The organism is Labrenzia sp. THAF82 (assembly GCF_009363435.1).
GTDB lineage: Bacteria > Pseudomonadota > Alphaproteobacteria > Rhizobiales > Stappiaceae > Roseibium > Roseibium porphyridii.
The window spans coordinates 4,037,704-4,063,124 of sequence record NZ_CP045354.1 but is presented as its reverse complement, the minus strand read 5'-3'; the positions used below and the strand labels follow the sequence as shown (position 1 = coordinate 4,063,124).

The window sequence follows — 25,421 nt, the reverse complement described above, 5'->3', positions numbered from 1 at the left end:
TAAGGGATTAAACACCGAAATGGCTCGTCTTCAAACAGGCAAAAGACGTCATGGCCAAACTCTTGTTTTGAGCTGCTAGTCTGTACGGTCTCTTTGTCAGTTCAGGAGTTGCTTCAATCGCTCTATCACCTGTTGCGTGTCATCGGTCAAAGTTCCCGTATCGGCGCGCCCTACCGCGTTCACCATCTGCATCATGTCTGGAATTGTATCCCGTCCGCCGAGCTTAACGGTTCGCATGATCAGTCTGCGGATCATGTCATCCTGATTGCTGCTCTGGCTGGCGATCCATTTAGCGAAAACATAGAGCTCTCTGGAATCCGACTCAGAAAGCTCAAAGACCTTCCGCAACTGTTCCTCTATACTCTCCTTTTCTGCCCTGGAAATGCCGCCATCAATTTCCGCGACCAGTATCAGCAACGCAGCACCCGTCACACGCGGATCATCAACGCTTTCCGTCGGATGCTGGTTCAGAAGTGCTTTGTATCCAAACCGATTGGCCGCCGCTTTGACGTTCTGAGGTGCTTCAAGGGCAGTGCCCGAGGACTGTGTGGTCTGGCCGGTTCGAAAGATCCAGTAGGCTATGATGGCAACAAGTGCGAGCGCTGCGAGCAGGATGTGCAAAGGAAACCTCTTCTAAATGCAGTGGCAGGCAGCACACGGCGATTGGTATGGAACCGCCGTGACAAGCATCACGATGCCGCTGCGACGTCCTGCGCTTTTGCAGACACCAGTCGGCTGACGACATTCTCAATAATCTTGTGCCCCGCGTCCTGGTCAAGAGACATAATGGACTCAGGATGAAACTGGACGGCGGCGATCGGTTCTTTTTGGTGCTCGACGGCCATGACCACTCCGTCCTCAGTTTCTGCAGTGACACGCAGGTCCGTCGGCAGTGTGTCACGGTTGGCGAAAAGAGAATGGTAACGTCCGACTGTAACCGGTGCCTCAAGACCATCAAACAACATGGAGTTGCCGGACAAGCTGATCGGCGAAGGTTTTCCGTGCATGGGTGTTTCCAACTGACCAAGCTCAGCGCCGAAATATTCTGAAAGTGCCTGCAGACCAAGGCAAACGCCAAATATTGGCAAGGCACGGGAACGAGCACGGCCGATGGTTGCGGCGCAGTCAAAGTCTTTGGGGTTTCCGGGGCCGGGCGATAGAACGACCAGATCCGGTGCCACGTCGTGGAACACATGGTCTGCAACCGGGGTGCGGTAGGTGACAACATCCGCACCTGTTTGGCGGAAATAGTTCGCCAATGTGTGGACGAAACTGTCCTCGTGGTCGACCAGCAGGATTTTCATGCCCTTGCCGGGTTTTGCTTCTTCACGTTTTTCTGCCGACTTGGAAGCAAGACCCGCTTCCCTGACCGCAGCACGCATGGCTTCCGCCTTCAGTTCCGTCTCGGCTTCTTCATCTTCCGGGACGCTATCATAGAGCAGGGTTGCACCGGCACGGATCTGAGCCATGCCATCCTTGATGCGCACCGTGCGCAGTGTCAGACCGGTGTTCATGTCGCCGTTGAAGAGAACCGCTCCAATGGCGCCGCCATACCAGGCACGCGAGGACTTTTCGTGGTCCTCAATAAACTGCATCGCCCACCGTTTTGGTGCTCCGGTGACGGTGACAGCCCAAGTATGAGACAGGAACGCATCAAGCGCATCCATGTCTTCGCGAAGAATGCCTTCGATGTGATCCACCGTGTGAATGAGGCGGGAATACATTTCGATCTGACGGCGACCGATCACCTTGACGGAGCCGGGGACGCACACACGGCTTTTGTCATTCCGGTCGACATCGGAACACATTGTAAGCTCCGCTTCGTCCTTTTCGGAATTCAGCAGTTTGCGGATCTGCGCCTCGTCTTCAATTGCGTTTTTTCCGCGTCTGATCGTGCCGGAGATCGGGCAAGTCTCCACACGGCGCCCACCGGTTACGCGAACGTACATTTCCGGTGATGCACCGACCAGATACTCGTTGTTGCCGAGATTGAAGAAGAAGGAATAAGGGGAGGGGTTGATTTGAGCCAGACGTCTCGAAACAGCAGACGGCGGGTTGGCGCAAGGTTCATAGAATGTCTGGCCGGGCACAGTTTCAAACAGGTCGCCACGCCTGAAATAGTCCTTGGCCTTTTCAACAAGTTTCGAATACTCGCCTGGCTCGTGATCGCCGCGGCCAGGATCAATATTGGCTGGTGTATATTGGCGTTTTTCGCCAGTTCGTTCCAACCCCTTGGTGCTTCGTCCGTTCACGACGAAATCGTATTCCAGAACATAGGCCCGCTTGCCGTGGTGATCGACGATCAGGATTTCATCGGGCAAAAACAGAACCACATCACGCTGATCATCAGGCCGTTGCAATTTTAGATCGATCGGCTCGAACTGAAAGGCAACGTCGTAGCCAAAAGCGCCATACAGGCCGAGCTGATCGTCATCGCAGGCAAAGAAATTTTTCAACTCCCGAACAATCGAGAATGTCGATGGCTGCCGGGATCTTTCTTCTTCGTTGAACAAGCGATCCGGCGCTTTCACCGTCAGCTCGATCTTGGTATCGCTGGCCTCGAAAGTTTCCACGTCCGGATGAGATTTCAAAAGATCGCGAATGGCGGGAAGGATAACCATGCCGCGCTCGTTGAGTGTCCGGATCTCAACTTTACGATCAGCTGCTTCCATCACCAATGGAGGGTTGACCAGTGCCATGTCCCAACGGGTGTACCTGCCCGGATACTCATAGGACGAGGCAAGGACAGCTCCCAACTCGGAATCCAACCTGTCGATCCAGTCCGAAGTCCCAGTCTCATAGTCGGAAGGACGCGAGGTGCGCAGGATTGTGATCCCGCCTTTGGTTTCATAGGTCTGATCTGCCAGCGCCGGCATTGGTCTGTTCCCGTATTGATGGCTGCCTAGAGTTACCAGCAGCCTCTTAAATGCACCAAGGCCGCCAGCGGTGTCCCGCGGCGGCCTTGGTGAAAATATGATCCGTTCAGAGCATGAGTGATCGTCGGCCGCCTATTTTGCGCCGCGCCACCACCAAGCTGCTTTCAGGTTCATCAACATGCAGACAGCCATAGCGGAAGGTGCAGAGGTTGGCAACGGCTTTGTTGCCTCGTCTGTCTGATGGAATCAAACTTCGCCATGGAAGCAATCGTTTGCATGTGACCATTGTCGTAATCTGACAAAGAGCTGGACCGGACTGGCAACCAACCGGTGCTCAAATTCTTCAAATTTGCTCAACAAACAAGCAGATCAACAACTGAGCGAACCGCAGCAAACACTCAATTCACGACTTTCCGGTATCGGATCTTGACGCCTTCTTGCAGATGCTGTTGTTGCGCTGCAATGTGTGGTGGGAGCAATGAGGGGCACAATGGACAAGTATGATCTTATCGTGATCGGCAGCGGACCCGCGGGACGCAGGGCAGCGATCCAGGCGGCAAAATTTGGCCGCAACGTAATGGTCGTCGAACGCGGTCGCAGGGTCGGCGGTGTTTCTGTGCATACGGGCACAATTCCATCCAAGACCCTGCGTGAAACAGTGCTCAATCTGACAGGCTGGAGAGAACGTGGTTTCTACGGTCGTTCATACCGTGTGAAAGAAGACCTGACAGCAGATGATCTCAGGGCCAGACTTCACATCACACTCGACCATGAAGTTGAAGTTCTGGAACATCAGTTTGCCCGCAACAAAGTTGATACTATTGGAGGTGAAGCGCGCTTCCTTGGTCCGCACACAATCGAAGTCACTGGAGAAGCTGGTGAAGTCCACACCTTTGAGGCAGAGAAATTCATCATTTCGGTGGGCACAAAACCTTTCAGACCGGACTACGTGCCGTTCGACGGCGAATATGTGCTCGATAGCGACGAAATTCTTGAACTGAATGAACTGCCGAGATCAATCGCGGTGATCGGTGCCGGTGTGATCGGCGTTGAATACGCATCAATCTTCTCGGCTCTTGATGTGCACGTCACCCTTGTGGAGCCCCGGGAAACAATGCTCGATTTCCTGGACAAGGAACTTGTCGCCGATTTCACGCATCAGCTGCGTGATCGTGGCATTGCACTGCGCTTTGGTGCGACTGTTCAGAAAATTGAAAAGCACGGGGCTGCGGACTGCGAGATCACCTTGGAAGGGGGGCGTTGCATCCGATCAAATGTCATATTGTTTGCGGCCGGCCGCATGGGGGCCACGCCCGCCTTGGCCCTGGACAAGTGTGGACTTGAAACCGACCACAGGGGGCGATTGAAAGTCGATCCGATGACGTTCCAGACATCGGTACCGCATATTTTTGCCGCCGGCGACGTCATCGGCTTTCCAAGCCTTGCGTCGACTTCCATGGAGCAGGGGCGCATTGCCGCTTGTCACGCGCTGGGCGAGACCGCCTACGATCCACCGGAATACTTCCCATATGGCATTTATGCTGTCCCGGAAATTTCGACTGTGGGCATGACTGAGGAAGAAATACGAGAGCGGGGCATTGCCTATGAGTGCGGAGTGGCCCGGTTCCGGGAAACGTCTCGTGGGCACATCATGGGACTGGACACCGGGATGTTGAAATTGATCTTCTCGCTCAAGACCCGGCGATTGCTCGGTTGTCATATCGTCGGCGAAGGCGCCACTGAACTGGTGCATATCGGTCAGGCTGTGCTGAACCTGCGCGGTACACTGGAGTATTTCGTTGAAAACACATTCAACTATCCCACCCTTGCTGAAGCCTACAAGATAGCTGCGCTGGATGCCTGGAACCGCATGCCGCCTCTTGAGGAATAAAAGCTGTCTTGAAAAGCAGGTGACGGCCGCAATTTCGTCAATAGCTTTGGAACGGCTGGACACATAAGCTGTACGTAATTGTACGACAACAACGATTCGAGCCGGTCAATCCCAATGGTCCGAACACTGCTTTTGAAAAACGCCGACATGCTCGTGACCATGGATGGCGAGCGCCGTGAAATTAAAGGCGGCGGCTTATTTGCTGAAAATGGTATCCTGAAAGCAGTCGGCCCGACCGAAAACCTTCCGGAAACAGCGGAAAAGGTTATTGATGCGACAGGTCAGATTGTTCTGCCCGGGTTTGTGAATACACATCACCACTTGAATCAGACGCTGACACGCAATCTACCGGCGGCTCAAAACAACAATCTGTTTCCCTGGCTTCAGGCACATTACCGGATTTGGGCAAAAACAAATCCGGAGGCGTCAAGAGCCAGTACGCTGGTCGGTCTGGCGGAGTTGGCATTGTCGGGGTGTACGACAGTATTCGACCACACCTATCTATTCCAAAGCGGCAACAAGGTCGATTACCAGATTGAAGCAGCGAAAGATCTTGGCGTGCGCTTCCATGCAAGCCGTGGGTCCATGTCGCTGGGTGAAAGCCAGGGCGGGCTCCCGCCGGATGAGTGTGTTGAAAATGAAGACGACATCCTTACCGACACGGTTCGGGTAATCGACAGGTACCATGATGCGTCGCATGGTGCGATGACACGCATTGTTGTGGCGCCATGTTCACCGTTTTCCGTATCTGAAAATCTTTTGCGCGAAAGTGCCAGCCTCGCCAGAGACAAAGGCGTGATGTTGCACACCCACCTTTGTGAAACACTGGATGAGGAGCGTTACACACTTGAACGCTTCGGCAAACGCCCCGTGGAATGGATGGAAGGGCTTGATTGGACAGGACCAGATGTCTGGTTCGCGCATGCCATTCATGTTGACGACGATGAAATCCGGCTATTCGCAGCAACGGGCTGTGGCGCTGCTCATTGCCCTTGTTCCAATATGCGCCTTGCTTCCGGAATAGCACCCATCAAGAAGTACATGGCCGCCGGGGTTCGGGTTGGGCTTGGTGTCGACGGATCCGCAAGCAACGATGGATCCAATATGCTGATGGAAGTTCGGCAGGCCATGCTTCTGGCACGACTGCAACTGGGCCTTATGCCGCCGGAAGGTCCACGCAAACACGCCCTGTTGCCGGTTGCTCATCCACTGCGTGCCAATGAGTGGATGACTGCGCGTGAAGCACTTGAACTTGCGACCATCGGTGGCGCTTCCGTTCTGGGGCGGGATGACATCGGTTCGCTGCAGGTTGGCAAATGCGCGGATTTCTTCACTCTGGACCTGAATTCCATACAGTTTGCTGGTGCTCTACATGACCCGGTTGCAGCGGTCGTCTTCTGTACTCCTCAGTCTGCCAGAACAACAGTGATCAATGGCAGAACAGTGGTGGAGGACGGCGCTGTGGTGACGATGGATATGGCGCCCGTCATCAATCAACACAATCGCCTGAGCCTGGAACTGGCATCTGATCTCTGATGAGGCAGCGTTCAGACGATGGCGGTCGCTCTACAGCGTTCTGTGGCGGTTCTATCTGAATGGGGGGCGAAAAGAGGCTTGGACTGACCAGAATACTGTCAGCAGAGCCAGCAATTCTCCGGCATGGAGGCTTGCGTAATTTCACCGCCTTGATCTATCCAGCTCAGGATTCCATCCTTGACATTGGCGACCTGCGTAAAGCCTGCCTGACCGCTTAAATACTCCGACAGCACTTGGCTGCGTCGACCGGTGCGGCAGATGAAAACGACTTCGTCCGAAGGTCCTGCAACCAGTTTTTGAAGTTCGGCTCCAAAAGCTGGGTTCACGTTGCCATTTGCATCGAAAAACGTCAGCAAATGACTCCCGGGAATAACGCCTGTTTGCTGCCATTCGTCAGGCCTGCGGATATCGATAACCGTGGTGCCAGCGGCCAGTTTGCCTTTCAGGTCTTCATTGTTGAGGTCGGAGAACTTCTTTGCTTTGACTTCAAGCAGCTCAATTTCAAATTTCAACGTCGCATTTGGCGGAATGACACCGCCGGCCCCCTGAGCGCCATAACCCATTTCAGGCGGAATGATCAGCTCCCGCTTGCCACCGACCTGCATACCTTCAACGCCCTTTTCCCATCCAGGGATCACGCGTCTTTCACCGAGGGTGAAGGAAAAGGGAGTGCCTCTATCAAGACTGGAATCGAACTTTGTTCCGTCCATGAGCCAGCCGGTGTAATGCACCACCACCGTCTCTCCGACATTGGCTTCTTCGCCGATTCCCTTTTCGATATCACGGATCTGAATTTCTTCCTGTGCCGTTGCCGGGAAGACCAGCAACATTGAGGTTAGAATACCAGCGAGCCATTTTACCATTTTGTTTCCATTCTTCCGGGAATTGAAGATCATGAAAGTCGGTGATTAGAACCTGAATTGCAATTCAACGGTTCTTGAATTCAAGTTTGGACGCGGATCCAACTGACAGGGTGTTTTTATGATCTGGTGGGTTCCGTCTCTGAATGGCAGGTCAGGGCACCTTCTTTTCGTTGGCTGTTCGTATCAGCTTTTCCAGCAATCCCGATAGCTGCTGCTGTTCCTGTTTGGATAGTCCGTCTACGGCTTGATGTTGCATGTCGACATAGTCGGGGATCTTGCCTTTGATCAAGTTGAGGCCTTTTTCCGTCAGGCAGACCGTAAGAGCTCGCCTATCTTCCGGGTGAGGGCACCTTTCAACAAGTCCACCTTTTTCCAACTTGTCTATTCGAGCCGTCATGCCACCAGAGCTCATCATAGTGGTGCGGTAGAGTTCTGTTGGTGTCAGTTTATAAGGCGGTCCGGAGCGCACCAGGGTTGCCAGAACGTCGAACTCGCCGGTTTTGAGGCCAATATCTGCATAGGCGGGCGCGAGATAGTTTTGGCTCATGAGCTGTGCAGATTCGCTGAGCCTGCCAAGCAGTACCATCGGAGACAAGCGGTCTGCGACTTCAGGCATTTCCTTTTGCCATTGTCTTTGGGCACGTTCGGCTCTGTCAACCAGCAGGTCTGCAGGATCGCCAAACAAGTGAGAATTCGATTTTGACGGTGTGTCTGAATGAGACGTCATCGGAAGAACCTTGTTTGGCGGACCATTTTGTTATCAGCGCGCGAATGAACAATGGCTGGAGGCTGCGCACTGTCCGGTTCGTAGGATTGAAATTCTCCAGCGTTTTCAGAGGGAAGTCAACAAAAGCTAAGAATCTTGAAGATAAGTATCTTGAAATAAAGATAAATGTTGCCACTTCTTGCTCAGGCAGCCGGCTTGCCGCCAGCGAAAGATCAAGAAGGGATATCCAAATGACAAAGGTGTTGAGTTCAGAGCCGATCTCGGCCGGACCAAAAGCCGAAACAAACGAACGGCCTCAAGGCCGCATTCAGATCAAAAGCCCTGAGCAACCACTTGTGCTGCTATTGATCGTCGGAAGCTTTCTTGCTGTTTCGACAATCATTGCCAAGGCGGCACCAGAGTTTGGATGGCATCCTTTGGCATTGCTGCAATGGTCGATTCTTGGCGGCGCCATCGGTCTTTTTGCATTGACCAGATTGTTTGCAGGATCCAGGTCTGGCCCAGAGCGTGCGCGAAGTGGCGCAGGGCTTGCACAGTTGGCGTTCTATCTCCTTGTGAGCGGAGTTTTGTTCATCATTCCGAACATGATCGCGGTGGTGGCAGCTCCCAAGGTAGGTGCGGGTTTCGTGTCCTTGAGTTTTGCCTTTCCACTGGTGCTGACATACGCATTCGCCGTGGTTCTGCGGATTGAGCATTTCAAGAAGCTTCGCGCAACGGGTGTTCTCTTTGGTTTGGCTGGTGGTGTTCTCCTGGCCGTATCTGGCAAGGATCTGAACGTCGAAGCCTCCTTTTGGTCTCTGTTTGCGCTGACCATCCCGGTCTTTCTGGCAACCGGCAATATTTACAGAACATTGAAGTGGCCAGCCGGTGCCAAACCAGTCGACCTCGCGCTCGGCATGATGGCAGTCGGTTTTGTTGCACTGGCGGTTTTCAACCTCTTTTTCGGCGTTCCTTTTGCGCCGGGGAGCTGGAACGAAAACGCAGGTGCGCTGCTTGCCGCGCAAGCCGCCATCTTTTCGCTTCAATACGGGCTCTATTTCCGGTTACAGCAGACCGCAGGGCCTGTTTATCTCAGCCAGATCGGGTCTGTTGCAGCCGTTGTGGGGCTTGGTCTTGGATTTTTCGTTTTTGGAGAAATTCCGAATGCCGCAAAACTGGCTGCCGTGGCCGCTGTCGGGGCAGGGATCGTGCTTGTCACACGTGGCCGAAACAGACACTGACAAGTCACAACTGCAATGTTGTGGTCGCAATTGTCAAAGCAGGATAGAAGCGCCATCTAGGTTGACAGGCGCTTCTATCCTCCGATACCAGCGGCCCTCTTTTCACCAACCAAAGAGCCTCGGTAAATGCTTTTCGATATCAACAATACGAACTACAAGTTCCGGGAAGAATTCAACGAATTTCCCGACATCGAAAAGCATACGTTCGAGTTCACGAAGTGTATTTGCGGCAGCAGCGAATCCATTGTGGTCTCGACGGTTTCCAGGCATCGAAACTTCTTGCCGATCGTGGCTTGCACCAGATGCGGTACATTGCGTGCAAACCCTTACTTCACGCGCGAGACAGCGGCTTACTACTATGGCCAAGTTTATGGTGACGTGAAGCGCAACGACAAGACGCCTGCGCAGCTTTTCAATGATCAGAACGACAGAACCATCGTGCCCTTTTTTAAGGACCTGATGCCCGAGTTCGATAGCGTTCTCGATTTTGGTGGCGGGGCCGGCGGGCGCACTGCCGGCTTCCTTGCCGAAGGCAAGGTGGTTTCGCTGCATGAGGTAGAAGGAAACTACAGCCAATTTGCCTACGACAACGGGATTCTTCCGTATGACAAGGCGATAAAATATGATCTCGTGGTCGTCTCACACGTTATTGAACACATGATCGATCCGTTTGCGGAAATGAAGACAATCATTCAGGACTGCTGTGAGCCCGACGGCCTCCTTTATGTTGCTACGCCCATAATCGACCGGCAGCGCGCGCGCCAATGGCTTCAGCACTTCCACATCGCGCACAAATACTATTTCACGCACGATTCCTTTATAGGCTTGATGGCAGGCCTTGGCTGTGAACTCATCAAACACAACAACAATGATGGCTTCCTGTTCAAAGTTGGTCGCAAGATTGACCAGAACCTCATCGAGAAACACTTCAACGACAGTTCCAGGAAGGTTCAGGAAGCCGTCGAAAAGGAATTGAGGCCGACAAAATCCAAGATCATGCAATTGCTACGGTTCTGGCGGCCTCAACCCCACAACCAGGCAGCGCCCCGGACACCCGAACTGTCTCCATGAACCGCTTTGCGGATTGGAGTGTCAAAAGTGTCGGAGAAGATGTAAGGCGCCATTGCCGGCGGCAGATCCTCATAGAGTTCGCTGATATTTGACATGCCGCCTCCCAGAACAAATACATCCGGGTCCAGTAAATTGGCGGACATAGCAAGGCTTCGCGCCAGGCGGCTGACATAGTCAGTATAGACAGTGCGTGCGGTTTCGTCTCCCTGACGCTTCAAATCCATGATTTGGTGACCTTTTAGGCCTTTGCCGGTTTTTTCCTTGTAGTCGAGTTGGAATCCGGTTCCGGAACACCAGCGGTCGATAACGCCCTTGTGCCCGATCCAGCTGTCCGGCCCCGGGAACTCGTCAGGTTTCAACCATGGAACCGTGATGCCACCCCATTCACCGCCAATGCCGTTTGCGCCGCGATGGGCGGTTCGATCTATGGCGATACCAGAGCCACATCCTGTTCCGATGATGATGGCGTGGACAACATGTGCTCCTGCACCTGCACCATCGGTCGCCTCTGAAACGGCAAGGCAATTGGCGTCGTTTTGAATGCGGACCTTTCGTTCAAGATGCCGTTCGAGGTCCTTGTCCAGCGGCATGCCATTCATCCATGTGGAATTGGCATTCTTTACAAGACCCGTCTTTGGAGAAAGCGACCCAGGTATGCCGAGACCAAGAGTGCCTGTCTGTCCCGTTTCTCCCTCGGCGGCATCAACCAGGAATTTTACAGCGTCAAGACACCCTTGGTAGTCATCGCGAGGTGTGTCGACCCGCTTGCGGAAAATTTCTTCGCCGTCATTGGAAAGGGCGATAATTTCAATTTTGGTGCCACCCCAGTCGATCCCAAGCCGCATGTCAGTCCGTCCGTTTCGATAGTTTGAAGTCAGCCGTTTGGCCAGTTTTCATTTTATTTGTCTGGTTGCCGCTGCTTTGTAATTCGAGCAGCGTATTTGCTGTTTCCAGTTTGCTTTAATGGACTGTGTCACCAAAAAACCGGAATGGATGTGTGCACTGGCATCATTCGAAGTCACATTCGTCAGTGCCAATCGTTTGTCTGTTGCAATAGTCTCATGACGTGGATCATGCTCTTCGCCTGGAAAGGATTGCATTATTGTCTCGTCGCATCGGTCTGATGGTTGGATTGCAGGACTCATGGACGGATCATGAATGCAAAATCGTGAAGTTGGACCTTAAATGACAGGGATCCAGTTGTGTTTTCAAGACTTTGGTTGAATAAAAGCGTGGTTTTGTGCCGGTTTTGTAGTGGATGACACGTGCAGGATTGAATGTCTGACGTTGGAAACAAGATAAGGCAACTTCTGATTGGCCGATCAAACAGCGAAAAAGTCCGGCCAAAGAACTCATCCGGCCGAGGTGGGCATCCCGTTGCTACGGGACCGCGATGGGCTGAACCGGCTAGTAACTTCTTTGAAGAAGATAAGCCCCCCCAGAAACCCAAACGGCGATCACGGCAAGTAAGTCGACCCTTTGTGACGCCATACTATATCTGGGGCACGTTGGCCCTATTGACCGCCGGGTTTGCGGTCGGCGCGCTGTTTTTGAGTTCCAGCGATCGTGAGGTCATTGAATTGAATGAACATGCGCTGGCGTTCGGTGACCCACTTCAACCCTTTGACCCGGACATGAGGTCTGTGTTGCTCAACAGATCTCCGGAACTGGCTGCGGAGTTGAAACGAAGTTTTCTCGGCAAGCCCGACGCACTCTGCGCGGAATTGAAGGCGCTGGGCCTTGAAAATCCAGGTTGGAAAAAAGCTCCGTTTCAGCGGGAGCGTTGGCAATGCGCGTCCGACCTCGTTCCTTTGACGACGCCTAGTGTGGATTTCGGGTCAACGACCCTATTTTTCCTTTTGCGAGGCCCATCTGAGGAGCAGATCGACTATTTGCGTCTCAAACTCGTGGTCGAAGATCCAAAACAGAAGCAGATTGGTCTGGACGCGGTCTGGTTGGTGATTGACGCTTTGTCCCGCCGCTACGGGTGGACCGTACCAAGCTCGTTCAGGCAAGCGATTGCTAATTTCGGTCAGATCGAGACGACCCATCGCGGTGTTCAGCTTTCCGTCGCGCCGGAAGACCCTAACCTCACAGGCGATCCCCTGGCAGATCAGCGCCTGAACATAATCATGAATTTCGGGGAGCCGGATCTGATCCGGCCCGCCGATCGCTTTGAACAGGCACCACCGCTGGAAAGCGGCTGGAGTGTCAGGGACCTGGGCGATCCGGAAGCGGAATAAATTCTTCCGCATCGCCGGGCACAGTGTCGAAACGCCCAAGCCGCCAATCTTCTTTTGCCTGTTCAATTCTCTCTTTGGAGGACGATACGAAGTTCCACCAGATGTAGCGGCGTCCGTCCATGGGCTCCCCGCCAAGAACGACAAATCGGGCAGGGGCATGTGAGTTGTTTTCAACGACAAGATGGTCACCTGCCCTGAAAACCAGGAGCTGCGCCGGATCGAAGCTTTGTCCCGCGATGGAAATCTGCCCGGCGATTGTATAGAGCCCACGTTCTTCCCACCCTGCATCGAGCGGTATTTTGGCACCCGGCTCCAGCGAAATGTCAGCGTAAAACATGTCCGATGCCGTCTTTACCGGTGCCTTGTGGCCGTAGAGTTCTCCTGCAATCAGTTTCACAGAAGCTCCCTTGTCAGCAAACTCCGGCTGTTCAGTACTGCCGAAGTGCTGAAAGTCGGGATCGCTTTCTTCTGAATCCTTTGGCAGGGCCACCCAACTTTGCAATCCAAACAAAGGCCGCTTTTGCTGCAGTCGTTCAGGGCGCTCACGTTCTGAATGAACGATACCTTTGCCGGCACTCATCCAGTTCAACGCGCCCGGCGAAATTGCGATTTCCGTACCCAGACTATCACGGTGATACATTTCACCTTCGAACAGATAAGTGACAGTTGCCAAACCGATATGCGGATGGGGGCGAACGTCAATGCCGCCCCCCACGAGAAGTTCCGCAGGCCCCATCTGATCGAAGAAGATGAAGGGGCCGACCATGCGGCGCTTGGCGGAGGGCAGTGCACGTCGAACAGAAAAGCCGCCCAGATCCGATGTCCGGGGAACGATGATGGTGTCAATCGGATCGCAGCTTGCGCTGTCGCCGGGAACGGGGTCAGGGCAGTTCAACCAGCTCATATTCCTCTCCTCAGATCTGGTGAATGTGTCTGAGGCTTAGATAGGGTTGCTATGGCAAAAGTGTCCATTGAACAGTCTGTTTCGCGGTTTCAATCTCCTGCACAATGTGTATAACCGCGAGCTCTCCCGAGCTCAGCAGGTGCACACATGAAACGTGTCATGATTGTCGGCGGTCCCGGTTCGGGCAAAAGCACTCTTGCCCGGCTATTGGGTGAAAAGACCGGACTTCCTGTCTTTCACATGGATCACATCCATTGGAAACCAGGATGGGTCGAGCGTCCGCGGGCGGAAAAAGATATTCTGTCTCATCAGGTTCATGCAGCTGACGCTTGGATCTTCGAAGGAGGTCATTCCAGTACGTATTCAGAACGGGTGGCGCGAGCAGATACATTCATTTGGCTGGATGTGCCCGTTGGGCTAAGGATGTTTAGGGTTCTGAAACGCTCTGCCGTCTATTTCGGTCGCAACAGACCAGACCTGCCCGAGGGCTGCCCAGAGCAGTTTAACGCTCAAACCGCGGAGTTCCTGCAATATATCTGGCGTACCCGAAAGACCGCTCGTGCCAAACTGGAAGCTGTCTATAATCAGCCGCCGCCGCACCTGAAAGTCATCAGATTGACCTCATTGGCCGAAATCAATGCGTATTTGAAGAAGATAGGAACAACTAGCTGAGCTGGCTGTCTGCCTACAACCTGACAGGCTTCTCGACACAAAAGTCTGTTCAATCCATATCACTGACGCTATTGAGAAAATCGTCTCAGTCTCTTTGGCAGCTTTCATGAAACTCGATCCGTTCTATCTCATCGTCGACAGTGCCAGTTGGATCTCGCGTTTGGTGCCACTGGGCGTGAAACTAGTTCAGCTCAGGATCAAGGACGCCGATGGTGATCTATTGAGATCACAAATCGCTCGGTCCAAAGCAATTTGTGCCGAATATGGATGTCAATTGATCGTCAACGATCATTGGAAACTCGCGATCGAAACAGGCTGTGACTTCGTGCATCTCGGACAGGAAGATCTGGCGGTTGCCGATATAAATGCCATTCGCAATGCGGGTTTGCGCCTTGGTGTGTCCACGCATGACGGCGCAGAGCTCGACACCGCTCTCGCTGTGCAGCCGGACTACATTGCACTAGGTCCGGTATTTTCAACAACCACAAAAGAGCTGAAATGGGCTCCTCAGGGTTTGGAAAAAATCTCCGGCTGGAAGCAGCAGATCGGTGGCTTGCCGTTGGTTGCCATTGGAGGCATTTCGCTTGAGCGCTTGCCCGGCATCTTTGAAAACGGTGCCGACAGTGCCGCGGTGATTTCCGATATTACCAATAGCCAGGATCCGGAAACCCGTGTAGGCGATTGGATTTCGGCAACAGCGAGCTGGCGGAACTAGACCCGCCTTTGAATACAGCGATGAACCTAACCGAAGATATTTTTATCGTGCGCGACTTGGTCGCGTAAAAAGCTTTGAACAGCCGCGATATGGCGCAATGGGCGCGAGCTTTCATGCGTAACCATCCAGTATGCTCGGCGAAGTTTCAGCTCCGGCAATACCGGTACCAGATTGGGATCCTCACGTGCGATAAAATCGTGCAATATACCAATGCCGGCTCCAGCCTTGACAGCTTCGGTTTGCCCGAGCGCCGAAGCAATTTCAAAACGAGATGTCCAATCGCCAGAAAACTCCGAGCCGTAGTTCAGCGAAGGTGTGTAGAGCAAGTCCTCGACATATCCGATCAAATCGTGGGCGATCAAATCGGCTGGCGCGTTGGGAAGTTCGTTGATTTCTGCGTAAGCTTTTGACGCATAAAGACCAAGTGCGTAGTCCACCAGCTTGCTGGCGACAAGGCGGCCTGTTTCCGGCCGGTCAATCGTAACGGCGATGTCAGCTTCTCGTCTTGAGAGCGAAAAGGAGCGCGGTACCGGAACCAGTTGAATGGTCAGGCCGGGGTGTTTTTCTGTGAGTTTGCCCAGTCGAGGAGCAAGAAAGGCAACACCGAACCCGTCCGGCGCTCCGATGCGGACGGTGCCGTTGATCTCTGGCGTGTTGTTTTCAATGTCAGCCTGCGCGGACAGGGCTTCGGCTTCCATTCGTTCGGCTTTTTCAAAGAAGCGGCTGCCTGCATCTGTTAGTGCGCAGCCCGACGTTGAACGATCGAACAGACGGACACTGAGACTTTCTTCAAGCGCAGACAGCCGGCGTGCAACCGTTGCATGGTTCAGACCAAGCCGGCGTGCTGCCGCCAGGATTTGACCCGTACGCGCAACGCTGAGGAAAATGCGGATGTCGTCCCAATTCATGTATCGTTTGGTCCTTGCCAGTTCTGTGGTCGGGCAGTGAAATCAGCCTATCAAAGCCTTGCAAAGTGCCGACTTACCACGCTGCACCAATGACTGCTTCTGTGCTTAGAGAAGAGCGCCAGCTTCGTGATGACAATCATTGTTCAGTAGGCCTATCCTCTCCGGCGTGAGCTCGAGAAATAGTGGTTGTTGGCGTAACTATAATTTTTGCACAACAGGTACGCTATACTGGATCTTGTTTGTTGCAAAAATAAAAGTCAAAAGAAACTAAGCGCCGGAAAATTGAAATTCGACCGGCACCAGTCAGGTCAATTTGGGAGATACGCAAATGGAAAAGATCGGTCATTTTATCGGCGGCAAGCGGGTCGAAGGAACGTCAGGCCGATATGCCGATGTCTTTAATCCAGCGACCGGCGAAGTGCAGGCTCAGGTAGCGCTCGCAAGCCAGGAGGAAATGGACGCAGCAATCGCCAATGCAGCTGCGGCTCAGCCAGCATGGGCGGCGACCAACCCGCAGCGCCGTGCGCGTGTCATGATGAAATTCGTCGATCTGCTCAATCGTGATATGGACAAGCTCGCCGAAGCATTGTCGCGTGAGCATGGCAAGACCTTGCCGGATGCCAAGGGCGATGTCATTCGCGGTCTCGAAGTCGCAGAATTCTGTATTGGTGCGCCACATCTTCTGAAGGGTGAATTTACCGAAGGTGCAGGGCCGGGCATCGACATGTACTCCATGCGTCAGCCGCTGGGTGTTGTTGCCGGTATCACGCCGTTCAACTTTCCCGCCATGATCCCGATGTGGAAATTTTGCCCGGCGCTCGCATGCGGCAACGCTTTCATTTTGAAGCCTTCTGAACGTGATCCTTCCGTGCCGATCATGCTGGCTGAACTGATGATTGAAGCCGGACTGCCAGAGGGCCTTTTGAATGTAGTCAACGGTGACAAGTCTGCTGTTGACGCAATCTTGGACGATGAAACCATTCAGGCCGTCGGCTTTGTGGGGTCCACACCTATCGCTCAATACGTCTATTCTCGGGCAACCGCGGCGGGCAAACGTGCCCAGTGCTTCGGTGGTGCGAAAAACCATATGATCATCATGCCGGACGCCGATCTCGATCAGGCGGCAGACGCCCTGGTCGGTGCTGGCTACGGCGCAGCGGGCGAGCGTTGCATGGCGGTTTCGGTTGCTGTTCCTGTTGGAGAAAGCACCGCCAACGCTTTGATCGAAAAACTGGCGCCGAAAGTCGAAGCGCTCAAGATTGGGCCGTACACCGCCGGCAACGACGTTGATTTCGGCCCGCTTGTCACCAAGGAAGCACTGACACGCGTCAAGGGTCTGGTGGACCAGGGCGTTAAGGAAGGTGCCAACCTTGTTGTTGATGGACGCGGCTTCTCCATGCAGGGCTATGAGGACGGTTTCTTCATGGGCGGCTGCCTGTTCGACAATGTCACCAAGGACATGGACATCTACAAGACTGAAATCTTCGGACCAGTTTTGTCGGTTGTCCGTGCAGAATCTTACGAAGAAGCGCTCGACCTGCCGCTCAGCCATGAGTACGGCAATGGTACGGCGATCTTCACTCGCGATGGTGATACCGCACGGGACTTCGCGTCCCGCATCAACATTGGCATGGTTGGTATCAACGTGCCGATTCCGGTGCCGCTTGCCTACCACACGTTTGGTGGCTGGAAAAAATCCGGGTTTGGCGATCTGAACCAGCATGGTCCGGACGGATTCAAGTTCTACACCCGCACGAAAACCGTCACTTCTCGCTGGCCTTCCGGTCTGAAAGATGGGGCGGAGTTTGTCATTCCCACCATGAAGTAAGCGTAGCTTCATGGGTTACAATCAGACCACCCCCGAGTTTCGGGGGTGGTTTTTCTTTACAGAAATCAAGCGTCAGGCCGCTTCAGAAAGAGCGTCGATCATACGGTCGAGACGAAAGTGGGCCATGGACACCAGTCCATCCATTTCCGCCATGATGGCGGCGAACCCGGGCTCTTTGACAACCTGTTCCGCCGCCGCTTTGGCGGCCTCCAGATCGCGCCACATGACGACATCTGCAAAGAGGTTTTGTTCATCATGAGCTTCGTAGGCGGACCAGGAAATGAAACCGTCGTACTTCTTGACGACATCCTGTGCCATGCGTCTGGCAGCACGTGCCTTTTCGGGATCTTTGATTTTGAAAACAACGAGTTCGAGGCAAGGTTCTGACATTTCAGATCTCCGTCGTCTGATAGGAATATTCAACACGCCTCTACATGACACAGGCCTCCTGACACCATTGCGTCAGGACGTTTCAGGACTGGAAAAAATCCAGTTTCGGAGTTGAAAAAAGAGCGTGTGGTATTCCGCCAAAAGTACCTTTACCTATGAAGTCAAAATCGGCTGACAAATGTTGTCTTGAGCGAGCATTGCGTTAGTCCAAACAACGGGCCGTCAATTACTGGCCTTTAAAAAGCGGCTTTGAATGGGGAGGCTGGAATTAGCGCAGGGACGGAACCGGGTATCGGACAATCGACAGCACAGGAAGACAAAGTGCTGCAAAGAGCCGGTCGTTTGCTTGTTTTGTCAGATGTACTTTGGATTGCGCAGGCAGGCCTGATCGCGAGCGCGCTTGCTTCCGCATTGTCTTCTCTCAACGTCTCCAACCCTCAGGACGTTCAGCTTCCAGTTGGCTTTCTCATGCTCATGGCTCTGTTGGTTGGCCTGGTTGCAATTGTTCGTGTTCTGCTTCAGGTCGCGGCACAAAAGAAGTCTCGTTCCGCTGCACGTCACATCAAGAGCCGGACACGGAGTGAGTTGCTAAATGTTGCGGTTTCGCGCTCGCCGGCATTGCCGTTCCCAAGTTCGGGAGCCTTTGCAGTTCACATCGGTGAACAGGTAGATTTGCTCGGACCCTATTACCAGAATTATTTGCCGCAAGAGACGCGGTTGAAACTCGTACCTCTGGCTATTGTCCTTGTCACGCTATGGTTCAGTTGGTTGGCCGCATTGATCCTGGTTGTCAGCGGTCCGATGATACCAATCTTCATGGCACTGATAGGCTCTCGCGCTAAGGCGGCAAGCGCTGAGCGGCAAGAAGAACTCACCCGGCTGAGCGGTACTTTGCTCGACCGCATCAAGGGTATGGAAACGCTCCGGCTTTTCGGTGCTGTCGATCGAACACGGGAAGACATTCGAAGGGCGGGGGACACATTCCGAGTCGGCACGATGCGCGTCCTGAAAATCGCTTTTCTATCGTCGACAGTTTTGGAGCTCTTTTCTGCGCTTGGGATTGCGTTTTGCGCGGTTTATGTGGGGTTCTCTTTGCTTGGCGAGTTTCAGGTAGGAACATGGGGCGCTCCGCTAAGCTATGCACAGGGCCTCTTTGTGTTGTTGTTGGCACCGGAGTTTTTTGCTCCGCTCAGGGCATTCGCCGTCGCTTACCATGACCGGGCCGCTGGCTTGGCAGCCCAGCAAAAGTTGACTGACCTTATCAATGAAACAAGCGCAACGGCTGATTGCTCTCAGGCACCGTCATCGAGTGAAAAGCGGCCTGACCAGAGTTTTCTTTCACCGCCAAGAATTCGCTTTGTCGGGGTTTCGGTGACCCATTCCGACTATCCCATATTCAAGGATCTGAACCTTGAGATCCTTTCTGGAGAGATGCTCTTTCTCAAAGGTGAAAGCGGAAGCGGGAAAACGACCTTGCTTGATTGCATTTTGGGCTTTCATCAGCCCGCCGAGGGAGAGGTCAGAATTGGGGACCAGCGCCTTTCGGATGTCTTGGTGCCTTTGCGTGAAAATGTGATGTGGCTGAGCCAGTCGCCCCGCCTGTTCCACGGATCGTTGAAGGCCAACTTGATCAAGGGTATCCGAAACGGGAGTGAGGTTACCGACCAAGAACTCCGTGCTGCTTTACGTCTGGCGGGAGCAGGTGAGTTGGTCGAGCGATTGCCGCATGGTTTGGCGACACAATTGGGTGAGGATGGGTTCGGCCTGTCTGTTGGTGAAATTCGACGTGTTGCGCTGGCAAGGGCAGCAATGCGAAAGGAATCAGTTTTGCTCTTGGCCGACGAACCGACAGCAGGGCTTGACCCGCAAACCGCCACCGATGTCATCAACGGCCTCACAGTTCTTTCCAATGGACGCACCAGCCTGATCGCAACCCATGACCCGCTTGTCCTTGGCTTGCAGGGCAGGCAGCTTGACGTTGCAGTGTTGCGTTGCCCAGCTGAGTTGGCCGCGACATGAAGACAGTATGGCAAATCATTCTAGAGCAATACCGATACAGCCGGCTTCATTTCAGCATTGGTATTCTGGTTGCTCTCCTGCCGGCCCTTGCTGGAGCTCTCCTGCTCGGGGTCTCGGGTTGGTTCATCACTGCGGCAGCTATTGCAGGAACAACCGGCGCATTCCTCAACATCTTTGTACCAAGCGCAATCATTCGCGCACTTGCGATCATAAGAACCGCCGGCAGATATGGCGAACGTGTTCTGACACACGATGCCACCTTTCGATTTTTGACCGGTTTGCGAGACCGTGTCTTTTCAGCAATCGCTCTTGGCAATGAACGCGGTCAACGTTCAGGCCTCGTGCTTAACAGGCTTACTCTGGATATCGCTGCGCTGGATACCGTCTATCTGCGTCTTGTCGTTCCATTGCTGGTTGCCACCATACTGGCACTGCTGTTGGCACTAATCTGGTGGACGCTTTCTTTTCAGCTCTTTCTGGTCGGTTCTGTCTTTTTGTTGAGCTGGGCAACTCTCGCCTGGGTTTCCTTTGCAAAGGCGGACGACAAAAATGCGCGCCGAGAGGATGCGGCGTCGGATGCGATTGGCCTGCGTGCCACGGACTTGATTGCAGGGCGGCGGGACCTCACAATTTATGGCGGTTTGAACGAAGCAGCGCGCCGAGTATCAAACGCGGACGACCGCCAGGCACAGGCGCATGAAGCGTTGGAGGTGCGTTCAACTTGGCTTACGGCAGTTTCAACCCTTATAGGACAGCTGTTCTTGGCGATCGTGTTGATGGCTGCAATTTTTGGCGCGGCATCTGCTGAATTCGGAATTGCAGCAGCCGTTGGATTGGTCCTCGTTGTCATGGCACTTCCGGAGATCTTTTCGATGATGCTCCCGGGACTAGCTGGTCTGCCGCGAATTGCTTTGGCGGCCAGGAGAACGGTCGATCGACTAAGGGCAGGAAATAGCAGTCAGCCAGTCGACCAGGTGCGGGGAAACGACACGGCTCTCAATGTCAGTGCAGATGCAATTGCCTTCGACAAGGTCTCTTTTCGGTACCCGGGCGCTACAGGTAACGTCATTGACGGCGTGTCCTTCGAAATTAGTCCGGGAGAAGTGGTCGCGCTCTCAGGGCGAAGCGGTTGCGGCAAAAGCACTGTCGCTGCCCTGGCATCACGATTGCTGACACCGGACCAAGGGCAGATAACCCTGGCTGGCCAAGCGCTGAACGGTCTTTCTGAAGAAACGTTACGCCGGTCTGTCACGGTCTTGTCCCAGCGTGCTTATCTTTTCAATGACACTGTTGCTGCAAATTTACGTATTGCAGCGCCGCTTGCCAGCGACGGGGAGCTCTGGGCTGCTCTTGAAATGGCCGCGCTTGGTGACCGTATTTCCCGAAATACCGAAGGCCTTCAGACAATTCTGGGCGAAGGAGGTGTGGGTCTTTCCGGTGGTGAGCAGCGAAGGCTCGCTTTGGCAAGGGCGTTTCTGACGCAACCCGGTTTGTTCATTCTGGACGAGATGACAGAAGGACTGGACGAAAGGACGTCCAAGGATGTTCTGGATCGGTTCCATACTCACCGTGGTACGGCAGCCGTTCTGATTGTTGCACACAAAAAATGCGAACTTGACCTGGCGGACCGCAGTATCGATTTGCGTGCACTTCAGGCTGCTTCAGGCGGCGCGATGCAATAATTCTTTCCAAATTTCAAAGGATTACCTCCAGCTTTTCTGCTATTTCAGGTTGTTGTTTACGATCTGTCGCATTGACCTTGCAAGATCGCCGAGGCACGATTGCTTCATGTGAAGACTCATTTGACAAGTCGGTTCTTTGACGGGATTGGCAGGCGCGATTTCATTCGTCTTCGACAGGGATGCCTTGCCGCACCGGCTTGTGACGTGAGTTTTCATCCTAAGCTTCGTGCTCGGGCCGCTAGGGCCCGATAAGGGGGAATACGATGGAACTAAGCGTCGTTGACCTGTCCCGGCTTCAGTTCGCCATGACAGCGCTCTACCACTTTTTGTTCGTTCCTTTGACGATTGGCCTTTCCATACTGCTCGCGACCATGGAAACGGTCTATGTCATGACCGGGCGCGAGATCTGGAAACGCATGGTCAAATTCTGGGGAACGCTCTTTGGAATCAACTTTGTCCTTGGCGTTGCAACGGGCCTGACCATGGAATTCCAGTTCGGAATGAACTGGGCCTATTTCAGTCAGTACGTTGGCGATGTATTCGGCGCACCACTTGCCATCGAAGGGCTGATGGCCTTCTTCATGGAGGCAACTTTCGTTGGCCTGTTCTTCTTTGGTTGGGACAGGCTCTCCAAGCGCCAACACCTTGCCGCCACCTGGGCTGTCGCCTTTGGGACGAACTTTTCGGCGCTTTGGATCTTGATCGCCAATGGCTGGATGCAGCATCCCGTTGGGGCAATCTTCAACCCAGATACCATGCGCATGGAGGTCAGCAGTTTCTTCGACGTGCTGTTCAATCCCGTTGCACAGGCGAAGTTCGTTCACACGGTTTCGGCAGGTTATGTAACCGCTGCCATGTTCATGATCGGCATTTCATGCTGGTATATGGTTCGAGGGCGGCATTTGCAGATCGCCAAACGCTCACTCGCCATTGCCTCAGCCTTCGGCTTTGCCTCCGCATTGTCAGTCGTCGTCCTGGGTGACGAAAGCGGCTATGAGGCCAACCTGAACCAGCAAATGAAACTCGCCACCATTGAGGCCATGTGGGAAACGGAGCCGGCTCCTGCAGCATTCAATGTGGTTGCCTGGCCAGACATGGAAAAGCGGGAGAATATTTTCGCTATCGAAGTGCCTTACGTGATGGGTCTGATTGCAACGCGGTCACTCGACACTGTCATTCCGGGTATCAACGATCTGGTGGATCGCTCCAAGGATCGGATCCGGCAGGGGGCAATTGCCTGGGATGCGCTTCAGAAGATACGTGAAAATCCGGCGGAGGCGAGCGAGGAACTGCGCGAAACTTTCAGCCAGAACGCAAACTCACTTGGTTATGCCTATTTGCTTCTGCCTTTCACGGACAATCCGATGGAGGCTACAACGGAGCAGGTTGACGCTGCTGCCTGGTCGACAGTGCCAAATGTGCTGCCGATGTTCTATGCATTCCGCATCATGGTCGCGTGTGGCTTTTTCTTCATCTTGCTGACGGCTGTGTTCTTTTACTATTCGTCTTCTGGGAAACTGGACACGCTGCGTGAAAAGCGCCGCTGGCTGCTGCATGTTGCAGTCTGGTCGATCCCGTTGCCCTGGATCGCGTGTGAAATGGGCTGGTTTGTTGCCGAATATGGCCGTCAACCGTGGATCATCGAAAGTATGCTGCCGACGTCGGCGGGTGTTTCCAGTCTTTCGGTAACCGAAGTTCTACTGACATTGGCAGGGTTCATCCTCCTCTACACCACACTTCTGGTGATCGAGATCAGCCTGATGATCAAATATATCAAGATCGGACCGGAAGACGGGGAGGAGGCTGTGGCTCCGCCGCCATCCTTACAACCGGTTCCATCTTCAGCCACCGTTCCTGCGGAGTAAGACACGATGATCCTTTATGAATTGATCGATTACTCGGTGCTGAAAATGATCTGGTGGCTGCTTCTCGGCATTCTGCTGATCGGCTTTGCCGTCACGGACGGTTTTGACATGGGTGTTGGAGCCTTGCTGCCCTTTATCGCTGAGAGCGACATCGAACGGCGTGTCGTAATCAATACGATTGGCCCGACCTGGGAAGGCAACCAGGTTTGGTTTATCCTGGGAGGCGGTGCGATCTTCGCTGCCTGGCCGCCGCTTTATGCGATCAGCTTCTCAGGTTTCTATCTCGCGATGTTCATTGTGCTTGCAGTCATGATCCTCAGGCCTGTCGCCTTCAAATACCGGTCGAAACGGCCGGACCCCTCATGGCGCACTGCCTGGGATTGGGCACTGTTTACCGGTTCATTCGTGCCCGCGCTGGTCTTCGGCGTTGCCGTTGGCAACGTGTTGCTGGGTGTTCCGTTCAGCCTCGATTCTGACCTGCGCATGACTTATGAAGGGTCGTTCTTTGGCCTGTTTTCAGCATTCTCGCTTCTTTGTGGATTGTTGTCTGTCGCGATGCTCGTGATGCACGGTTCGGTTTGGCTTGTGATGCGGGCCTCGGGAGACATTGCGGCACGCGCTCGGCGGTCCGGCACGCTTGCATCTGCTTTGGGTATCGTTCTGTTTGCGCTCGGTGGTTATCTCATCGCCAGCGGTTATGTCGAAGGCTTCCGGATCACCTCGGAGGTTGACCCGAACATGCAGGCCAACCCGCTGGCCAAACAAGCCGTCACGGAAAGCGGTGCATGGATGATCAACTACGCGGCGCATCCCATCCTCTGGCTTGCACCAGGGCTCGGGTTTGTCGGCATGCTGGGCACAATGTTGCTCCTGCAGACACGACTGGAAATGCCGATCTTTCTGTTTTCCAAGTCAGCGGTCGTCGGGATCATATCCACCGTCGGTGTATCCATGTTTCCGTTCATACTGCCATCTTCGGTTCAACCTGAAGCCAGCCTGACGGTCTGGGATGCGTCGTCGACACATCGAACACTGTTCAACATGTTGGTGGCGACCTTGATCTTCCTGCCGATGATCCTCGTTTACACGGCCTGGGTCTACAAGGTCCTGTGGGGCAAGGTGGATGAGGAAACCATCGAACGCGACAATCACACGGCCTACTGAGGAGATGACCTGATGTGGTATTTTGCCTGGATCCTCGGGATGCCGTTGGCGTGTTGCCTCGCAATCCTGAATGCCATGTGGCTGGAACTGCGAAGTGAAGACGAGCGTCGGCGACAGGAAGACCTGAGACGATAGACAAAAAAAGCCCCGGATCTCTCAATCCGGGGCTTTGAACAAGCAGATAGAAGCCCGTTCTGATTTATGCGGCTTTGACTTTGTCGGCGCGCAAGGATTCAAGAATGTTCTGCGGGGAAGACAGGCCGTAGGGGTCGCTCTCGCAATTGTCGGCGAAGCCTTCTTCTTCAAACCATTGTTCGACAACACCATCATTGACAATAGCGCCATACCTCCACGAACGCATTCCAAAGCCAAGATTGTCTTTGGCGACAAGCATGCCCATCTTGCGCGTGAACTCGCCTGATCCATCAGGAATAACCTTGACGCTATTCACGCCCTGCGCCTTGGCCCAGGCATTCATAACGAACGCGTCGTTCACCGATACACAGTAGATTTCGTCGACACCTTCGGCTTGGAAGTCGGCATAGAGTTTCTCAAAATCGGGGAGCTGAAACGTGGAGCAGGTTGGCGTGAATGCACCTGGAAGGGAAAACAGGACGACCCTTTTGCCCTTGAAATAGTCATCGCTGGTTTTGTCTTCCCAACGAAAGGGGTTAGGTCCATCGATTGAATCGTCGCGAACACGGGTGCGAAATGTAACGAAAGGAATTTTTTTGCCGAGCATTGAAGGGACTCCTGAATGAATTCAAAAACCGGAAGATGCCGGATTTCCGCTGGGAGGAAGCCACTTTGCTTTAGGAGGAGAAAGGAGCGCAGTGGCCGCGCGGTG

At 53.8% G+C, this 25,421-nt stretch carries 22 protein-coding genes; 13 read left to right on the top strand and 9 right to left on the bottom strand.

The window, feature by feature from the left end:
• Positions 1 to 96: 96 nt before the first annotated feature.
• Both FIV00_RS18665 and FIV00_RS18660 read right to left on the bottom strand, forming a co-directional pair.
• Positions 97 to 621, bottom strand: a complete 525-nt coding sequence (locus FIV00_RS18665; RefSeq protein ID WP_152502168.1) for a TerB family tellurite resistance protein — start codon at positions 619 to 621, stop codon at positions 97 to 99.
• 68 nt (positions 622 to 689) lie between these two features.
• Entirely contained in the window at positions 690 to 2,876 is a 2,187-nt protein-coding gene (locus FIV00_RS18660) for an anthranilate synthase component I (RefSeq protein WP_152502167.1), read from the bottom strand.
• A gap of 490 nt (positions 2,877 to 3,366) precedes the next feature.
• On the opposite strand from FIV00_RS18660, the gene sthA reads away from it, so the two are divergent.
• Together sthA and FIV00_RS18650 are read left to right on the top strand one after the other, a co-directional pair.
• A complete protein-coding gene (sthA, locus tag FIV00_RS18655; protein ID WP_152502166.1) occupies positions 3,367 to 4,767 on the top strand; it encodes a Si-specific NAD(P)(+) transhydrogenase in 1,401 nt (466 codons plus the stop codon).
• A 114-nt stretch (positions 4,768 to 4,881) separates the two neighbouring features.
• Positions 4,882 to 6,303 (top strand): 8-oxoguanine deaminase, encoded by a 1,422-nt coding sequence (locus FIV00_RS18650; RefSeq protein ID WP_152502165.1) that lies wholly within the window; start codon positions 4,882 to 4,884, stop codon positions 6,301 to 6,303.
• A 98-nt stretch (positions 6,304 to 6,401) separates the two neighbouring features.
• On the opposite strand, the gene FIV00_RS18645 is transcribed toward FIV00_RS18650, so the two are convergent.
• Both FIV00_RS18645 and FIV00_RS18640 read right to left on the bottom strand, forming a co-directional pair.
• Entirely contained in the window at positions 6,402 to 7,166 is a 765-nt protein-coding gene (locus tag FIV00_RS18645; protein ID WP_152502164.1) for an FKBP-type peptidyl-prolyl cis-trans isomerase, read from the bottom strand.
• 151 nt (positions 7,167 to 7,317) lie between these two features.
• Positions 7,318 to 7,893, bottom strand: a complete 576-nt coding sequence (locus FIV00_RS18640; RefSeq protein ID WP_152502163.1) for a MarR family winged helix-turn-helix transcriptional regulator — start codon at positions 7,891 to 7,893, stop codon at positions 7,318 to 7,320.
• A gap of 230 nt (positions 7,894 to 8,123) precedes the next feature.
• On the opposite strand from FIV00_RS18640, the gene FIV00_RS18635 reads away from it, so the two are divergent.
• Both FIV00_RS18635 and FIV00_RS18630 read left to right on the top strand, forming a co-directional pair.
• The gene (locus FIV00_RS18635) at positions 8,124 to 9,113 is read left to right on the top strand and encodes a DMT family transporter (RefSeq protein WP_209006609.1); all 990 of its coding nucleotides are present in this window, start codon (positions 8,124 to 8,126) and stop codon (positions 9,111 to 9,113) included.
• A 126-nt stretch (positions 9,114 to 9,239) separates the two neighbouring features.
• Positions 9,240 to 10,184, top strand: coding sequence for a methyltransferase domain-containing protein (locus tag FIV00_RS18630; RefSeq protein ID WP_152502162.1), 945 nt, complete (start codon positions 9,240 to 9,242; stop codon positions 10,182 to 10,184).
• Here FIV00_RS18630 and FIV00_RS18625 read toward each other — a convergent pair.
• Positions 10,136 to 11,029 (bottom strand): ROK family protein, encoded by an 894-nt coding sequence (locus FIV00_RS18625; RefSeq protein ID WP_152502161.1) that lies wholly within the window; start codon positions 11,027 to 11,029, stop codon positions 10,136 to 10,138. The two genes, FIV00_RS18630 and FIV00_RS18625, sit on opposite strands and share 49 nt — an antisense overlap.
• A 636-nt stretch (positions 11,030 to 11,665) precedes the next feature.
• Between FIV00_RS18625 and FIV00_RS18620 the strand changes: the two genes are divergently transcribed.
• Entirely contained in the window at positions 11,666 to 12,427 is a 762-nt protein-coding gene (locus tag FIV00_RS18620) for a DUF6030 family protein (RefSeq protein ID WP_152502160.1), read from the top strand.
• Here FIV00_RS18620 and FIV00_RS18615 read toward each other — a convergent pair.
• On the bottom strand, positions 12,396 to 13,331 hold the full coding sequence (locus tag FIV00_RS18615) for a pirin family protein (protein ID WP_152502159.1): 936 nt from the start codon (positions 13,329 to 13,331) through the stop codon (positions 12,396 to 12,398). The two genes, FIV00_RS18620 and FIV00_RS18615, sit on opposite strands and share 32 nt — an antisense overlap.
• A 147-nt stretch (positions 13,332 to 13,478) precedes the next feature.
• On the opposite strand from FIV00_RS18615, the gene FIV00_RS18610 reads away from it, so the two are divergent.
• Complete coding sequence (locus FIV00_RS18610; RefSeq protein WP_152502158.1) at positions 13,479 to 14,003, top strand: AAA family ATPase; 525 nt, start codon at positions 13,479 to 13,481, stop codon at positions 14,001 to 14,003.
• 106 nt (positions 14,004 to 14,109) lie between these two features.
• Positions 14,110 to 14,718 (top strand): thiamine phosphate synthase, encoded by a 609-nt coding sequence (locus FIV00_RS18605; RefSeq protein ID WP_152502157.1) that lies wholly within the window; start codon positions 14,110 to 14,112, stop codon positions 14,716 to 14,718.
• Between the two features lie 26 nt (positions 14,719 to 14,744).
• Here the strand turns inward: FIV00_RS18605 and FIV00_RS18600 are convergent, their stop codons facing one another.
• Positions 14,745 to 15,626: a LysR family transcriptional regulator gene (locus FIV00_RS18600; RefSeq protein WP_152502156.1), complete on the bottom strand. Its 882-nt coding sequence runs from the start codon at positions 15,624 to 15,626 to the stop codon at positions 14,745 to 14,747.
• 328 nt (positions 15,627 to 15,954) lie between these two features.
• Here FIV00_RS18600 and FIV00_RS18595 point away from each other — a divergent pair, with 328 nt between their 5' ends.
• Entirely contained in the window at positions 15,955 to 17,454 is a 1,500-nt protein-coding gene (locus FIV00_RS18595) for a CoA-acylating methylmalonate-semialdehyde dehydrogenase (RefSeq protein ID WP_152502155.1), read from the top strand.
• A 72-nt stretch (positions 17,455 to 17,526) separates the two neighbouring features.
• Here the strand turns inward: FIV00_RS18595 and FIV00_RS18590 are convergent, their stop codons facing one another.
• Positions 17,527 to 17,844, bottom strand: a complete 318-nt coding sequence (locus tag FIV00_RS18590) for a hypothetical protein (protein ID WP_152502154.1) — start codon at positions 17,842 to 17,844, stop codon at positions 17,527 to 17,529.
• A gap of 321 nt (positions 17,845 to 18,165) precedes the next feature.
• Here FIV00_RS18590 and cydD point away from each other — a divergent pair, with 321 nt between their 5' ends.
• The 5 genes from cydD (at position 18,166) to cydX (ending at position 24,709) form a co-directional block, all read left to right on the top strand.
• On the top strand, positions 18,166 to 19,863 hold the full coding sequence (gene cydD / locus FIV00_RS18585; protein WP_209006608.1) for a thiol reductant ABC exporter subunit CydD: 1,698 nt from the start codon (positions 18,166 to 18,168) through the stop codon (positions 19,861 to 19,863).
• Positions 19,860 to 21,545 (top strand): thiol reductant ABC exporter subunit CydC, encoded by a 1,686-nt coding sequence (cydC, locus tag FIV00_RS18580; protein WP_152502152.1) that lies wholly within the window; start codon positions 19,860 to 19,862, stop codon positions 21,543 to 21,545. Before cydD ends, cydC begins: the two co-directional genes overlap by 4 nt.
• 263 nt (positions 21,546 to 21,808) lie before the next feature.
• A complete protein-coding gene (locus tag FIV00_RS18575) occupies positions 21,809 to 23,410 on the top strand; it encodes a cytochrome ubiquinol oxidase subunit I (RefSeq protein WP_152502151.1) in 1,602 nt (533 codons plus the stop codon).
• 6 nt (positions 23,411 to 23,416) lie between these two features.
• The gene (gene cydB, locus FIV00_RS18570; RefSeq protein WP_152502150.1) at positions 23,417 to 24,574 is read left to right on the top strand and encodes a cytochrome d ubiquinol oxidase subunit II; all 1,158 of its coding nucleotides are present in this window, start codon (positions 23,417 to 23,419) and stop codon (positions 24,572 to 24,574) included.
• Positions 24,575 to 24,586: 12 nt separating this feature from the next.
• Positions 24,587 to 24,709, top strand: a complete 123-nt coding sequence (gene cydX, locus FIV00_RS18565) for a cytochrome bd-I oxidase subunit CydX (RefSeq protein WP_152502149.1) — start codon at positions 24,587 to 24,589, stop codon at positions 24,707 to 24,709.
• Positions 24,710 to 24,773: 64 nt separating this feature from the next.
• Here cydX and FIV00_RS18560 read toward each other — a convergent pair whose 3' ends face one another.
• Positions 24,774 to 25,316 carry a peroxiredoxin gene (locus tag FIV00_RS18560; protein ID WP_152502148.1) on the bottom strand — a complete coding sequence of 181 codons (543 nt, stop codon included), beginning with the start codon at positions 25,314 to 25,316 and terminating at the stop codon, positions 24,774 to 24,776.
• Positions 25,317 to 25,421: the final 105 nt, after the last annotated feature.